Origin of the sequence: Micromonospora phaseoli, assembly GCF_900109115.1 — a bacterium.
In the GTDB taxonomy this organism is placed as follows: domain Bacteria; phylum Actinomycetota; class Actinomycetes; order Mycobacteriales; family Micromonosporaceae; genus Micromonospora; species Micromonospora phaseoli.
In genome coordinates this window covers 1-14470 of record NZ_FNYV01000021.1, presented here as the reverse complement: position 1 = coordinate 14470, position 14470 = coordinate 1, and the positions used below count along the sequence as shown (strand labels likewise).

Here is a 14470-nt window from a genome sequence, read left to right as displayed (position 1 = left end):
CCGGACATCGGGCCGTCGTCGACGCTCGACACGCCCCGTCAGCCCGGATGCCGCTGCGGGAAGCGGTCCCCGTTCAGGCCGGCGTCCGCCGCCTGCCGAGCATCGTCGTCGCCCGCCGCCTCGCAGATCACCGCCGCGTCCGCCCAGTGTCGGCGGGCCTCGTCGTCGTCGCCCAGCGCCGCCGCCGCGTCGCCCAGGTGCAGCAGTGTGCGTCCCAGCCCGGCGTCGGGGCGACCGCCCTCGCGTAACCGCCGGCTCTCGGACAGCAGCGTGTACGCCTGGCGGGCCTTACCCGGTGCCGTACCCAGCAGCGTCGCTCCGGCGTTGAGCAGCGCCGCCGCCCGGTTGGTCGGGTCGCCGACCGACTCGTACTCGCGCAACGCCGCCCGCCACGCCTGCGCCGCGTCGAGGTGCTCGCCCATCGCGGAGTGCACCAGTACGAGGTTGGTCAGCGCTGCCGCGTAGCCGCGCGAGTCCCCGAGCGAGCGGAACGTGTTCGCGGCACGAACCAGCAGGTCGTGTGCGCTCTCCAGCTCGCACCGCGCCAGCCGCGCCGCACCCAGCCCCAGGTCGCTGAGCGCCTGCCCGGCCCGGTCGGCGCCCGCGCGGTGCCGGCGGGACAGCTCCAGGTGTTCCACCGCCTCCTCCGTCCGGCCGAGGTCGAGCAGGGCCAGGCCCAGGTTCATCCGGGCCTGGGCGGTGCCCCGACGTCCCCGCCCCGCCACCGCCAGGCTCAGCGCGGCCACCGCGCCGTACGGGTCGTGCCGGCGGCGGCGCAGCACCCCCAGCTCGTTGTGTGCCCAACCGGCGATCTCCGGCCGGTCCTGGGCGGTGGGATTGGCCAGCACGGTCCGGCACACGTCCTCCCACTCGTCCAGCCGCTCGGCGTGGGCGAGCCAGCCGCACAGCGCCACGGCCAGCCGGAACCACCAGCCCCGCACCCGGCGCGGCAGCGTTTCCACGGCACCGGCCGGCACCTTCACCACCGCCAGCAGCAACTCCTGGTGCAGATCGAACCAGCCGTACGGGTCGTCGTCGGGCAGCCGGTGGTCCCGGTCCAGCGCCCCGGCCACCGCCAGCCCGGCGACGTGCTGTTCGGCCCGGCTTGCCAGGTGCCGAGTCAGTCGGGCCTGGGCGCTGACCCGGCGGTGCACCGGCTCGGCCTCTCGCAGGTGTATCCGGGCGTACGGGGCGAGCAGCGGCCGGACCTCGTACCGGTCGCCCGGTGCGCCGACCACGAAGGCTGCGTCGGCGAGTTCGTCCAGCAGTGCCGCGATCCGGTACGGCCGGCGGCGGGCGAGCGCGGCGATGGTCGCCCGGTCCAGCGGCACCGGGCTCAACGACAGCAGCCGCCACAGTCGGCGGGCCTCGCGGGTCAGCGCGTGGTAGGCGGTGTCTCGGGCGATGACCAGACCCGTCACCGGCGAGACGCCGGCCCGCTGGTGCGGGGGTGTGTCGGCGGCACGTCGCAGCGCGTGCAGCACGTCGGCGTGCCGCCAGCCGTGCTGCGCGGTGCGGCGCCCCAGCTCGGTCACTGCGCGCGGCTGCCGCCCGCAGGACTCCACGATGGCCCGTACCGCCGGATCGGTGCGTGGGTCAGGCCGGCGTGGCCGGGCGACCGCCGTGGCGGCACCCGCGTCGGCGAACATCTCCACCGCGTCATCGACGTCCGGTTCGGCCAACCAGTACGCGACCACTCCGTCCAGGGCGGCGAGTCGTCCGGTGCCGGCCAGCAACAGCCGGCAGGTCCGGGCGGTCGGCGGTAGCAGCGGCCGGACCTGAGCGGGGCTGTCCACATTGTCGAGCACCAGCAGCACCTTGCGGCCGTCGAGCTGGCCGCGTAGCTCGTCCGCGGCGTCGGCGAGATCGTCCGGGCGACCCGAGCGCGGCGCGGCGGTACCGACGATGCGGGCCAACGCGATCAGGACCTCCTGCGGCGAGCGGGCCCGGCCACCGCGGCGCAGGTCGAGGTAGTACTGCCCGTCGGGGAAGTCGGCGCGACTCAGGTTCGCCGCCTGAACCGCGCACCACGACGTGCCCACCGCACGGCGACCCACCACCGCCACCGCGTGCTCCGGAGCCAACATCGCCACCACGGCCTCCGCCTGACCCCGCCGGCCGGTGAACCCCGCCGGCCAGGGCAGCGTGGGTGCGCTGCTGGTGGCCGGGGCTACCCCGTCGTCGCCGGTGAGCAACTGTTCCCGCTGGTGACGCCGCCACTCCACCAGAAACGAGGCCGCCACCCCGATCACCGCCAAACCCAGGCTCGCCGAGCCGAGGGCGGTGACGGAGAGCTCGGAGAGCAGGTTGCCGGTGACATTGCCGAGCACGGCGCTGATTGCCGCGCCGGCCATCCCGCCGGCGGCGAGCAGGACGCTCAGCGGACGCGGCCGGCGGCTGCGCCGCGGCGGCCTCACCGTACGCCCCCGGCGACCAGCCCGGCGACGACCTGCCGGCGGGCCAGTACGAAGACCAGCACGGGCAGGATCGAGGCGAGCACGCAACCGGCGGCGAGCGTGCCGCTGCCGGCCACGAAGCCACGCGTCTGCCCGGCGAGAAACAACCCGAGCGGGGCGGCGTCCGGCCCGCTGAACAGCAGCCCCACCACGAGATCGTTCCACACCTGCACGAACTCCAGCACGGCCACCGCCACCACCGCGGTGCGGTTGTGTCGGGCCAGCCGGCGCAGCGTGCCCCACCAGTGCCGCCCGCCGAACCGGGCACCGCGTACCTGCTCGGCCGGCAGATCGGCGAAGGAGTTGCGCAGCACCAGCACGGCGAACGGGACACCCAACGCGATATGCACCAGGGCCGCCCCCCGAGCTGTGCCGGAGGAGAGCGCCAAGCCGAGCACCTCGTTGAGCGGACCGGCGATCACCTGGACCGGAACGACCACCGCGGCCATCAGCACCAGCCCGGTGGCCTGGGCGGCCGGCCCGGTCAGCCAGGCCAGCGGGTAGGCGGCGAGCAGCGCGACACCCAGCACCGCGGCGGTGACGAGGGTGGCGAGCACGATCGTGAAGCCGAGGCTGCGCCACAGCTCCGCGCTGGTGAGCACGACCTCGTAGGAGTCGAGACTCGGCGACCCGGACCACCAGCTTCCGGTGGCCGCCCGGACCGGGTTCTGCAACGAGGTGGCCGCCAGCACGCCCAGCGGGAGCAGCCAGGCCACGGCCGCGCCCGCAGCGAGCAGCCGAACCGCTCGCCGCGGCGGTGGTGCGCCAACCGCGGTACCGGCCGGCTGCTGGGGCGGCGGCCACGCCTGCCGGACGAACAGCGCCACCACCAGCATGCCGGCGGTCACCGCGACCAGCCAGATAACCCCCAGGGCGGCACCCTCACCGGTGGTCGTCGCGCCGGAGGTCTGCCAGATCCGCAGCGAGAGCACCGACGCCTCGTCGCGCACCGAGCCGGGCGTCATCACCAGGATCAGGTCGAAGGTACGGCTGGTGCCGACCGCGACCAGAGCGAAGACCACCGCCACCGTACGCAGCAGCAGCGGCCGCCACTGCGCGTCCCAGAGTACGTCGCGGCGGGTGCCGCCGAAGGCGCGTACCGCGTCGACGAGACCGGTCGGCACCGCGTCGAGGGCGGCCCGGAACACCAGCATGGCCAGCCCGACCCAGGCCCACACGAACGCCGACATCACGGCCACCGTGACCAGGTCCGGCCCGAGCAGCTGCGGCACCTGCTCCGGTGGACGTCCGGTGAGCCGGGCGAGGAGCAGGGTGGCCAGCCCGCGCTGCGGGTCCGGGTCGTAGAGCAGCCGGAAGGTCACGCCGGTGACCACCAGCGGCAGCGCGGTCGGCACCACCAGGATGAACCGGACCAGCCAGCCCTCCTGGGAGCGCCGGGAGGCCGCGGCGAGCAGGTAGCCCAGCACCGTGACCACTGTCGGAACCAGCAGCGCCCACAGCAGCGTGCGCCCCACCACCGCACCGGTGCCCGGGGCGGAGAAGGCGGCCCGATAGTGCTCTGCGCCCACCCAGCGACCGTCGGTGGTGACGCTGGCCTGCGCCGTGCGCAGCACCGGCCAGGCCAGCAGCCCGCCGAGCAGCAGCACCGCCGGTGTCAGCAGCGCCCAGGTGATCCCGGCGGCCGGATACGCCCGGCCGCGCCGGGGCGGCCCCACGTCGTCGAGCACCGCCAGTTCGCCCAGCAGCGGCGCCCGGCTCACCGCCCGCCCCCCGCCGTCCGCGCCTCCTCGGCAAGCTGGCCGGTGGCCCGGCGGACCGCCTCCCGAGCGGTCACCCCGTCGGTCACGTCCATGAAGAAGTCCTGCATGATCCGCCAGATCCCCACCCCGTCGGTGCCGGTGAAGGTTCCGGGCAGTCGGTCGGACAGATCGAACTGCACCTTCTCTGCGGCGCGCAGCTCGTCGGCCAGCTGCCGGCGCAGCGGGTCTCGGTAGTTGCTCAGCGGCACGGCGAGGTTGGGGGAGAGGTAGCCGCCGGCGTCCAGCCACGGTCGGAAGGCCGCCGCCTCGCTGAGCCAGCGCACCAACTCGACCCCGCCGGTTGATCCGGCGAACGCCACCGCGGCGTCGCCGCCGACGATCAGTGGCTGGCTGGCCACCCGGGCGCCGGGAAAGCGGAAGGTGCTCGGCGGCTCGCTGCCGCGACGGAACCGGGCGACGACGGCGTCGACGAAGTCGGCCTCGAACACCATGACCGCGTCGCGGTGGTGCACCACCTGGATGATCGACTCCTCGAACTGGGTGAGCAGGGCTCGCCGCCCGCCGCCCGGGAAGGCACCCTGGACGCTCCACAGCTCGGCGAGTCGGTCCAGCGCGTACCCGACCGGCGGGTCGCGCCAGTCGGCCTGGCCGCTGGCCAACCCCTCATACAGGTCGGCGCCGGCGACGTCGGCGAGCACGTTCTCGAACCAGTCGGTGAGAACCCAGCCGTCGGCGGCGCCGATCGCCAGTGGCGCCGGGCCGGCGCCCGCCCGGTGCCGGGCGCCGAGCTGACGGGTCAACGCGACCAGCGCGGCCCAGGTCCTTGGCGGCTCGTCCAGCATCGACGGGAAATGCCAGAACAGCGACTTGTACGCCGCCTTCGTCCACACGCCGTAGCGGCGCCGGTCCACGGTGAGCAGGTCGGCCATGCCGGCCGGCGCGGTGTAGTTGTCGGCCGGGGTCACCTCGCTGAGCCAGCCACGCCGGGCGTACTCGACGACCAGTCCCGGGCGGGGCAGGATCGCCACGTCAGGGGTGGTGCCGGCGGACTGGCGAGCGACCAGGAACGCGTCGATGTCGTTGCCCACCCCGATCACCTGTACCGGCGTGGGGTAGTCGGCGACGACCTCACGGAACCGGGCCAGCTCGCCACCGGCCCAGACCACCGCCACCTGCACCGACCGCTGCCCTCGTGCACAACCACCGGCAGTGGCCGCGGCGGCCGTAGCCGCCGCCGCACGCAACAGGGTTCGGCGGCGCAGCCGGCGGGCTGTCACGGGCGCACCTCGCCGGCCGCCTCGACCCGGTCCGCCACGTCGGCCAGCACCTCGTCGTCGGACGAGCAGAGCAGCACCGTCACGCCGGGGGAGTCCGGCGGGGACAATCGGCCGACCAGGTCGCCCAGACGCACCCCGTCGACGGCGGACGGCAGGTCGACCACCAGCACCTCGGGTAGACAGGCCATGGCCCGGGCCAGGGCGACCCGGAATCGCTGCGCCTCGGAGAGCAGGTGCGGTCGCAGGCCCAGCGTCGGGGCGAGTTCGAGCCGGTCGACCAGGACCGCCGCCCAGTCGTCGGCCACGTCACGCACCCGCTGGCGCCGACGCTGGCCGTAGGAGATGTTGCGTCCGACGGTGAGGTGGGGCAGCAGGGCGCTGCCGGCGGGGACGTATCCGATGCGTCGGCGCAGTGGCGGCAGGTCGGTGACGTCGCGGTCGCCGACCAGAATCCGGCCGGCGACCGGAGCGGCCAATCCGACCAGCACCCGGGCCACGGCCGTGCCCAGCCGCGGCCCGGCGACCAGGGCAACCGTCGCGCCGACGGGAGCGTCGATCTCGAGCGGAGGGATGTCCGGCACGGCAACGAGTTCATACGTGCGTAGCGTGACCATCACCTCCGGCGGCTGCCGTCGTCATCCCAGGGTGGCACAGCCTGGCTACTCACGGTGTCCCACAGTGCGCCCATCATGGGCGGCAGCGGTGGGGCGCTACCGTCGCGGTCATGGCAGATCCGACTCCGTTCGCCACCGGGCGGGACGCCGACGTGTACGCCGTCGACGCCGATCGGGTGCTGCGGCGCTACCGCGACGGCACCGACGTCACCGTGGAGGCCGGGTTCATGACCCACCTGCACGCGGCCGGCTTCCCGGTGCCCCGGATCCACCGCGCCGCCGGCGCGGAGCTGGTCATGCGACGGGTGCCCGGCCCGACGATGCTCCAGGCGCTGGTCGCCGGCACGATCGAGGTCGGGCCGTCCGCCAGGATCCTCGCCGACCTGCACCGTCGGCTGCACACCGTCGCGCCGCTGCCCGGCGCGGATGGCGGAGAGCGGATCCTGCACCTGGACGTGCACCCGGACAATGTCATCCTCGATCCACGCGGCCCGGTGCTCATCGACTGGCGTAACGTCCGGCATGGTCCGCCCGGGCTGGACGTCGCGATGACCGCACTGATCCTCGCCCAGGTCGCGGTGGACCCGGCCCAGCCGATGGCCGAGGCGGCCGGGGTGATGCTGCGGGCCTACCTGGACGAGATCCGTGACCATGACCGCCCCCTGCTCGACGACGCCCTGGCCATCCGTCGTGCCAATCCCACCCAGACCGCCGCCGAACTCGCCCTCCTCGACTCGGCGGCGGCGCTCGTCGCCGGATAGGGTCCGGGCACCACTGCGCGGGCGGGAGATCAGATGGACCACGTCGACGTGCTCATCGTGGGTGCCGGGCTGTCCGGTGTCGGCGCCGCCTGCCACCTGCGACGCCGCTGCCCCGACAAGACGTACGCGCTGCTCGAGGCCCGCGACGCGGTCGGCGGCACCTGGGACCTGTTCCGTTACCCGGGCGTACGCTCCGACTCCGACATGTTCACCCTCGGCTACTCGTTCGCGCCGTGGACCGCACCGAAGACGCTCGCCGACGGCGAAACCATCCGCGAGTACGTGCGCCGCACCGCCGACGAGCACGACGTGACCCGCCACATCCGCTTCCGGCACCGAGTAGTGAAGGCCGAGTGGGACGGCCGGCAGGCCCGCTGGACGGTGCACGCCCGGCGCGACGACACCGCCGAGACCACCGTGCTCACCTGCGCCTTCCTGTACGCCTGCACCGGGTACTACCGCTACGAGGCCGGCTACACCCCGCACCTGCCCGGTCAGGAACGGTTCGCCGGTCGGGTGGTGCACCCGCAGCACTGGCCGGCCGACCTCGACCACACCGGTCGTCAGGTGGTGGTGATCGGCAGCGGCGCGACGGCCGTCACCCTGGTGCCCGCGCTGGCCGGGCGGGCCGCCCAGGTGACCATGCTGCAACGCTCGCCCACGTACCTGCTGGCGCTGCCCTCGCGGGACGTGCTCGCCGACACGGTGCGGCGGCTGCTGCCACCACGCCTGGCGTACCCGGTGGTGCGGTGGAAGAACGTCCTGCTCGCCACCGCGAACTACCAGCTCAGCCGGCGCGCGCCGAGGCTGGTGCGCGGGCTGCTGCGCCGGGCCGTGGCCCGGCGACTGCCCGCCGGCTACGACGTCGACCGTCACTTCACACCCCGCTACGACCCGTGGGACCAGCGGCTGTGCGTGGTGCCCGACGGTGACCTGTTCACCGCCCTGTCCGACGGGCGCGCCGAGGTGGTCACCGACACCATCGACACCTTCACCGAGCAGGGCATCCGACTCACCTCGGGTCGGGAACTGCCGGCCGACGTGGTGGTCACCGCCACCGGGCTGGAGCTGCTCGCCCTCGGCGGCATGACGCTGCGGGTCGACGGCGTCGACGTCGACCCGGCGCGAACCGTCGCGTACAAGGGGATGATGCTCTCCGGGGTACCGAACTTCGCCATGACCGTCGGGTACACCAACGCCTCCTGGACGCTCAAGGCCGACCTGGTGGCCGGCTACGTCTGCCGGCTGCTGCGGCACCTGGACCGCAGCGGGACCCAGGTCGTCACCCCGCTCGCCCCACCCGACGGCCCGCGTACCCCGCTGATCGACCTCTCCTCCGGGTATGTGCGGCGGGGTGTCGGGCAGCTGCCCCGCCAGGGGAATCGGACGCCCTGGCGGCTGCACCAGAACTACGTCCGTGACCTGCTGCTGATGCGGTACGGGCGGCTCACCGACGTCGGAGTCCGCTTCGACCGGGCCGACTCGGCACGAAGGAGCCCCGTCGATGCGTAGGTTCGACTTCGTCGGCGGTGTCGCCGTGGTCACCGGCGCGGCCGGCGGCATCGGTGCCGCCCTGGCCCACGGGCTGGCCCGCCGCGGCGCCGAACTGGTCCTCATCGATCGGGACGCCGCACGGCTGGACGCGGTGGCCGACGCGATCCGGGCCGCCCATCCCGGGCGGCCGGTGCAGACCGAGGTCGTCGACCTGGCCGCCGCGCCCGCCACCGCGTCGCTCGGGCAACGGCTCCGCGACCGGCACCCCCGGATCCGGCTGCTGGTCAACAACGCCGGGGTGGCCCTCGGCGGTCGGTTCGACGAGGTGACCCTCGACGAGTTCAGCTGGGTCATCGACGTCAACTTCCGGGCGGTGGTGCAGCTGACCCACGCGCTGCTCCCGGCCCTCAAGGCCGAACCCGGCGCGCATCTGGTCACCGTCTCCAGCCTGTTCGGTCTGATCGCTCCGCCCGGCCAGGTCGCCTACGCGGCCAGCAAGTTCGCCGTGCGCGGCTTCACCGAGGCGCTGCGGCACGAACTGGTCGCCGACGGCGTCGGCGTCACCTGCGTGCACCCCGGTGGCATCCGCACCCGCATCGCCCGGGACGCCCGGGTGGGCAGCGGCGTCGACCTCGTCGCGTACGAGGCCGGCCGGCAGCGGTTCGAGCGGCTGCTCACGATCGATCCGGGCGTCGCCGCCGAGGTGATCCTGCGCGGCGTCGCCCGGCGGCGTGGTCGGGTCCTGGTCGGCTGGTCGGCGAAGCTGCCGGACCTGCTGGCCCGGATCGCCCCGCTCGGTCACGGCCGTCTCCTGGCCGCCATCGGGTCACCGTCACCAGTGCGACCAGCAGCGCCGCCACCACATACACCGGGATCGTCGACAGCGGTGTGAGCAGCACCGGCCAGAGGCCGCCGTCGGCGGCGGGTCGCCGGCGGCCGCCCTCGACGCCCCGCCGGGGCACCGGCACCGCCAACCGGCCCGACCGGCGACGCCGGCCCAGCCACCCCGTAGGTATGGCGTGACCAGCACCGGGACGGTTCGCTCCGAACGCCTCGCGGGCCGCTGGTCCGCCACCCCGGCGGAGGCCGCCGAGCTGTACCAGCGGCTGCGCGACCGGCAACGCCACCTGCCGTGACCACGGCGATCCGCCGGGCCAACCGTCCGCGCGGAAGCGGTGCCGATCCGCCCTCGCGGCGGTAGGTTCGCCGCAGGACGCGACCGTGGCCGCCGCCAGCGGCGCCACGGCGCGGCGCTGCCCGTCGGCGCGGAGTAGTAGTAGGAGGAGAGCGTGAGCCAGCAGGTCAGGGGAGTCATCTCCCGCAGCAAGGGAGCGCCCGTCGAGGTCACCGAGATCGTGGTGCCCGATCCAGGCCCCGGCGAGGCGGTGGTACGGGTGCAGTCCTGCGGGGTCTGCCACACCGACCTGCACTACCGCGAGGGCGGCATCAACGACGACTACCCGTTCCTGCTCGGCCACGAGGCGGCCGGCATCGTCGAGCAGGTCGGCGCGGGGGTGGACGCCGTCGCGCCGGGCGACTTCGTGGTACTCAACTGGCGGGCGGTCTGCGGGGTCTGCCGGGCCTGCCGGCGGGGCCGACCCTGGTACTGCTTCAACACCCACAACGCAGCCCAGAAGATGACCCTGACCGACGGCACCGAACTCTCCCCGGCACTGGGTATCGGCGCGTTCGCCGAGAAGACCCTCGTGCACGCCGGCCAGTGCACCAAAGTGGACCCGGCCGCCCGGCCGGCCGCCGTCGGACTGCTCGGCTGCGGGGTGATGGCCGGTCTCGGCGCGGCGATGAACACCGGCGGGGTGACCCGTGGCGACTCGGTGGCGGTGATCGGTTGTGGTGGCGTCGGCGACGCGGCAGTGGCCGGCGCGGCGCTGGCCGGGGCGACGACGATCATCGCGGTGGACACCGACTCCCGCAAGCTCGACTGGGCCCGCAAGTTCGGCGCCACCCACACGGTCAACGCCTCCGAGGCCGACCCGGTGGCCGAGATCCAGGCCGCCACCGGCGGCTTCGGCGCCGACGTGGTGATCGACGCGGTCGGTCGTCCGGAGACCTGGAAGCAGGCGTTCTACGCCCGTGACCTGGCCGGCACCGTCGTGCTGGTCGGCGTACCGACGCCGGAGATGCGCGTCGAGCTGCCGTTGCTGGACGTCTTCGGCCGTGGCGGCGCGCTGAAGTCCAGCTGGTACGGCGACTGCCTGCCCAGCCGCGACTTCCCCATGCTCACCGAGCTCTACCTGCAGGGCCGGCTAGACCTGGACGCCTTCGTCACCGAGGAGATTCCGCTGGACGGGGTCGAGGAGGCGTTCGCCCGGATGCACCGCGGCGACGTGCTCCGCTCGGTGGTGGTCTTCTGATGCCCGCCCGGATCGACCACGCCGTCACCTCCGGCACCTTCTCCCTCGACGGCCAGACCTTCGACGTCGACAACAACGTCTGGGTGATCGGCGACGACGCCGAGTGCGTCGTGATCGACGCCCCGCACGACGTCGAGGCCATCCTTGAGGTGGTGGCCGGCCGTCGGGTCACCGCGATCGTCGCCACCCACGCCCACGACGACCACGTACGGGTCGCCCCGCAGCTCTCCCGCGCCACCGGCGCTCCGGTGCTGCTGCATCCCGCCGATCGGGTGCTGTGGGACATGGTGCATCCCGACGAGCCGCCGGGCGGGCAGCTGGATGACGGCGAGACCATCGCGGTGGGCGGCACCACGCTGACCGTGCTGCACACCCCGGGGCACAGCCCCGGTGCATGCTGCCTGCACGCTCCCGCGCTCGACGTCGTCTTCACCGGCGACACCCTGTTCGCCGGCGGGCCGGGCGCCACCGGCCGCTCGTACAGCGACTTCGCCACCATCATCGACTCGATCCGCGACCGGCTGCTCACCTTGGCGCCGCAGACAGTCGTGCACACCGGCCACGGCGACAGCAGCACCATCGGGGCGGAGGCGCCGCAGCTGCCGCAGTGGTTGGCCCGGGGCCACTGACCGGCGCGTGCCGGCGGACCCGAAACCAGGGTGCGTCGGCGCGCCGGTCCCGGCGACACTGCTGGCGTGTCCGATCAAGACCCGACGCTGACCCCCGCCCAGCGCGACGCACTGCGGCACGTCCGGACGGTGGCGCTGCGCGAGCGTCCCACCGCGCTGGCCGCCATCGGCCGGGCGCTCGCCGGCACCGGCGTACAACACGATCCGGAGCTGCTGGTCGCGGCCATCGGCCGGGCGCGGGTCACCCTCAACTTCCACCCGGACCGGCTGCTCGCCGACGGGCGGACGGTCGCCGAGGCGCTCGCCGCCGAGGGCGTCTACCGCAGCCAGTTCGAGACGAGGATCTCCAACGGCGGGCTGACCGCGTACCCCGGCGGCGATCGGGACCGCTGGGAGGAGCGCCTGTTCGGCGGCGCGTACCAGCGTCCGGACGGACGACCGGCGGAGCGGCCCAGGTACGGTGGACTGAACCTGCTCGAACATCCCGACGGAGCCTGTCCCCGGTTCGGCTCCTGCCATCTGCGGCTGCGCCCCGAGGTGCTGGCCCGGACCACCTTCTGCTTCGGCGACAGTCATCTCGGCCCGCGTGATGTCGGCACGATCGACGTGGTCGAACCGGTGTTGGCCGCGCTCTTCGCGGCCACCGCCGACACCGGTACCTGCCTGGGACGACCCGGCATGGACCTGGTGACGCTCGTGGTCGAGCTGCTGCGACGCCGGGAGGAGATCGCCGCGGCACCCCGGGCCGCCGGCCGCGCCCTCGACGACTACATCGAGGCGCAGGTCCACGGCGACGTTCAGCTGGGCCGGGACGTGTTGGAGTTGGTCGTCGACCCCTCGTTCCGTGACACCGGCACCGGGGCCACCCTGGCCGCCGCCGCCCGTCGGTACGGGTTTCCACTGCGCTGGCACGCCGGCTTCACCCTGCCCGTGGAGCAGGTCGACGCCGAACTTCGTGGACCGGCCATCCCGCCGCTCGCGGCGCGGGTGCATGCCGAGTTCGCCCGTCCGGGCGAGCCGCTGCACGCCGCGCTGCTCGGGCGGGCCGCGGCGTCGGTGGTGACCGAGCCGGGCCGGTGGGCCGACCGGGGACCGACGGCCGACACCCTGCAGCACCTCAAACAGCTCTGGCACGTGCTGGTGCGCTTCGGTACGCCCCACGACGTCTGACCCGATCCGTCCGGTCCACGGCGGCGCCAGCCTGTAGGTCCGATCCGCGTGGTGACCCGGGTCGCAGCCAGCCGCCGTAGGTACATATCCGGAATGCCCGACCGGCCAGCCCGGTTGTGTCCCCCAAGGCGACGGCTCACAAACGCCGGCCGCCCCCGTGCAGCCCCCGAGAGCGGCTCAACCCCGAGCGGCTCGGACCCGATCGAAAGGGCAACCATCGTGAAGCCGGACTTCACTCGATGGCTCCCGGCCATCGCGACGATCCCGAACCGGAAGACCGCGCTGAGCGTGGTGGGCGTGACCGCCCTCGCCGGACTCGCCTTCGGCCCCACCGCCGTGGCCGCACCGATCACCACTGGCCCGCACTCCGGAGCGGTGGCGGCGATCGACCGGGCTACCGGCCGGAACACGACCGGCACCACGGTCGAATCCGGGCTGACCACTGGCGGCCTCACCGACAAGCCGGACGCCGGCAAGCCCACCCGCGACCAGTTGATCCCGCACGGCGTGCAGGGCGCCCAGTCGCGCGTCCCACTGGACAACGCCCAGCGCGCCAACGCCAAGACCATCATCGAGGTGGCCAAGAAGACCGGCGTGGGTGAGCGGGGCGCGGTCATCGGCATCGCCACCGCGCTGCAGGAGTCGAAGCTGTACAACCTCGGCCACCTGGGCGCGTACAACGACCACGACTCTCAGGGCCTGTTCCAGCAGCGTCCGTCCAGCGGCTGGGGCACCGAGGAACAGATCACCGATCCCGAGTACTCCTCGAGGGCCTTCTTCCAGGCCCTGCGGAACGTGGGCGGCTGGCAGGACCTACCGCTGACCACCGCGGCGCAGACCGTGCAGGTCTCGGCGTACCCGTTCCACTACGCGCAGTGGGAAGAGCAGTCGGCGGACATCGTCTCCCAGCTCTGGTGACCGTATAGGAAGGGGCCGGCTCCCGACACCGGGAGCCGGCCCCTTCCGCTGTCACTCCCGCAGGCTCTGGGCCAGCGCCTCCGGTTGGGTGCAGCTGACCAGCACGGCGTCGTACCGCTGGTCGACGAGGGTGATGCGGCTCGCCGGCTCGCCCCGGCGGACGCTGACGAACTCGGTGACCCCGGGCCGACGCCAGGTACCGATGTTGCGCACACCCGGTACGCCCAGACCGGGGACGCGGGTGCCGTGGGTGGCGGCCAGACCGTCGGGCAACACCTCCACCTCGCGTACGGCGGTGCGGGGGAAGGCGACGTCGCCGCGTAGGGCGAAGATCTTCTCAGCGGTGGTGAGCCGGACGTGGACGGTGTCGAGGTCGATCTCGATGGTTGCCATGATTTCCTATGACCTCCCTGGACAGGGCTTTGGTCCGGATCGGCTCGGGCGGAATGGTGCGGCCGGGCGATACCTCTCACGGGCGTGTTGTCTGTATGACATCACGCTGCCGAGGCGATTGCCCCCGCCTGCCCGCGACGGCCTGCCTCACGACTGTGTTTCGCGAGATGCGGCAATGTCGGGCCCTCCGGGGCCGGCAAGCCGCGAGATATCGCGTCCCGCGAGGGGTGGTCTGACGTCGGATGTCCGTTTCGGGTTGGCGGGCGGGTGGAATCGGGTCGGGGGTGGGGGCGTTACATGTGGCTGACGATCGTGCGGGGCCTGGTCTTCGCCTGCGGGTCGGGCCCCGGGTTTGTGGAATGACCTGGCTCGGTCGGTCGTTGTACATGGTTCCGGCGGCGCGAAGTGGCCCCTCTTCTGCCCCGCGTGCCGGAGGATCTCTTTTCCCCTTGTTCTTTGAGTGCCTGACGGTGCTTGCGTGCGTGTCGACCTTCCCCCGGTCGGTGTGTGTGCCAACCCCCGAATGGAGCTTTCATCATGAACACGATCTTCCGTAAGAGCGTGCTGGGTATTGCTGGTGTGGCGTTTGCTGGTGGCATGGTCGCTGGTCCGGTGGCCGCGTACGCGGACACCGCCCCGGTCGCCGGTAAGCCGGTGGCGGT

12 protein-coding genes are annotated in these 14470 nt (G+C 73.3%); 7 read left to right on the top strand and 5 right to left on the bottom strand.

The features are described from left to right. Nucleotides 1–38: 38 nt before the first annotated feature. The 4 genes from BMY89_RS29060 to BMY89_RS29045 are packed head-to-tail and all read right to left on the bottom strand — an operon-like array spanning nucleotide 39 to nucleotide 6068. The gene (locus BMY89_RS29060) at nucleotides 39–2417 is read right to left on the bottom strand and encodes a tetratricopeptide repeat protein (protein WP_092383611.1); all 2379 of its coding nucleotides are present in this window, start codon (nucleotides 2415–2417) and stop codon (nucleotides 39–41) included. Further along, on the bottom strand, nucleotides 2414–4177 hold the full coding sequence (locus tag BMY89_RS29055; protein WP_170147797.1) for an ABC transporter permease: 1764 nt from the start codon (nucleotides 4175–4177) through the stop codon (nucleotides 2414–2416). Before BMY89_RS29055 ends, BMY89_RS29060 begins: the two co-directional genes overlap by 4 nt. Beyond that, nucleotides 4174–5454: an extracellular solute-binding protein gene (locus tag BMY89_RS29050; protein ID WP_170147798.1), complete on the bottom strand. Its 1281-nt coding sequence runs from the start codon at nucleotides 5452–5454 to the stop codon at nucleotides 4174–4176. The genes BMY89_RS29055 and BMY89_RS29050 overlap by 4 nt, the downstream gene beginning before the upstream one ends. Further along, nucleotides 5451–6068 carry an ATP-binding cassette domain-containing protein gene (locus tag BMY89_RS29045; RefSeq protein ID WP_092383605.1) on the bottom strand — a complete coding sequence of 206 codons (618 nt, stop codon included), beginning with the start codon at nucleotides 6066–6068 and terminating at the stop codon, nucleotides 5451–5453. Before BMY89_RS29045 ends, BMY89_RS29050 begins: the two co-directional genes overlap by 4 nt. A gap of 110 nt (nucleotides 6069–6178) precedes the next feature. Here BMY89_RS29045 and BMY89_RS29040 point away from each other — a divergent pair, with 110 nt between their 5' ends. The 7 genes from BMY89_RS29040 to BMY89_RS29010 all read left to right on the top strand — a co-directional run bounded on the left by BMY89_RS29040 (nucleotide 6179) and on the right by BMY89_RS29010 (nucleotide 13415). After that, the gene (locus tag BMY89_RS29040) at nucleotides 6179–6829 is read left to right on the top strand and encodes a phosphotransferase (protein ID WP_092383603.1); all 651 of its coding nucleotides are present in this window, start codon (nucleotides 6179–6181) and stop codon (nucleotides 6827–6829) included. Nucleotides 6830–6862: 33 nt separating this feature from the next. After that, nucleotides 6863–8341, top strand: coding sequence for a flavin-containing monooxygenase (locus tag BMY89_RS29035; RefSeq protein ID WP_092383601.1), 1479 nt, complete (start codon nucleotides 6863–6865; stop codon nucleotides 8339–8341). Next, nucleotides 8334–9215 (top strand): SDR family NAD(P)-dependent oxidoreductase, encoded by an 882-nt coding sequence (locus BMY89_RS29030; RefSeq protein ID WP_092383599.1) that lies wholly within the window; start codon nucleotides 8334–8336, stop codon nucleotides 9213–9215. The genes BMY89_RS29035 and BMY89_RS29030 overlap by 8 nt, the downstream gene beginning before the upstream one ends. A 397-nt stretch (nucleotides 9216–9612) precedes the next feature. After that, nucleotides 9613–10698: an S-(hydroxymethyl)mycothiol dehydrogenase gene (locus tag BMY89_RS29025; protein ID WP_092383597.1), complete on the top strand. Its 1086-nt coding sequence runs from the start codon at nucleotides 9613–9615 to the stop codon at nucleotides 10696–10698. After that, nucleotides 10698–11327 carry an MBL fold metallo-hydrolase gene (locus BMY89_RS29020; protein WP_092383595.1) on the top strand — a complete coding sequence of 210 codons (630 nt, stop codon included), beginning with the start codon at nucleotides 10698–10700 and terminating at the stop codon, nucleotides 11325–11327. Before BMY89_RS29025 ends, BMY89_RS29020 begins: the two co-directional genes overlap by 1 nt. Before the next feature lie 66 nt (nucleotides 11328–11393). After that, nucleotides 11394–12497 carry a DUF3626 domain-containing protein gene (locus tag BMY89_RS29015; RefSeq protein ID WP_232521605.1) on the top strand — a complete coding sequence of 368 codons (1104 nt, stop codon included), beginning with the start codon at nucleotides 11394–11396 and terminating at the stop codon, nucleotides 12495–12497. Nucleotides 12498–12716: 219 nt separating this feature from the next. After that, the gene (locus BMY89_RS29010) at nucleotides 12717–13415 is read left to right on the top strand and encodes a hypothetical protein (protein WP_092383593.1); all 699 of its coding nucleotides are present in this window, start codon (nucleotides 12717–12719) and stop codon (nucleotides 13413–13415) included. Nucleotides 13416–13466: 51 nt separating this feature from the next. Here the strand turns inward: BMY89_RS29010 and BMY89_RS29005 are convergent, their stop codons facing one another. Then, complete coding sequence (locus BMY89_RS29005; protein ID WP_092383591.1) at nucleotides 13467–13808, bottom strand: hypothetical protein; 342 nt, start codon at nucleotides 13806–13808, stop codon at nucleotides 13467–13469. Nucleotides 13809–14470 lie beyond the last annotated feature (662 nt).

Bases quoted from the DNA above. Each gene is read 5' to 3' on its own strand.
- BMY89_RS29035 (WP_092383601.1), top strand. From the start codon at position 6,863: ATGGACCACGTCGACGTGCTCATCGTGGGTGCCGGGCTGTCCGGTGTC.
- BMY89_RS29005 (WP_092383591.1), bottom strand. From the start codon at position 13,808: ATGGCAACCATCGAGATCGACCTCGACACCGTCCACGTCCGGCTCACC.
- BMY89_RS29040 (WP_092383603.1), top strand. From the start codon at position 6,179: ATGGCAGATCCGACTCCGTTCGCCACCGGGCGGGACGCCGACGTGTAC.
- BMY89_RS29030 (WP_092383599.1), top strand. From the start codon at position 8,334: ATGCGTAGGTTCGACTTCGTCGGCGGTGTCGCCGTGGTCACCGGCGCG.
- BMY89_RS29020 (WP_092383595.1), top strand. From the start codon at position 10,698: ATGCCCGCCCGGATCGACCACGCCGTCACCTCCGGCACCTTCTCCCTC.
- BMY89_RS29045 (WP_092383605.1), bottom strand. From the start codon at position 6,068: ATGGTCACGCTACGCACGTATGAACTCGTTGCCGTGCCGGACATCCCT.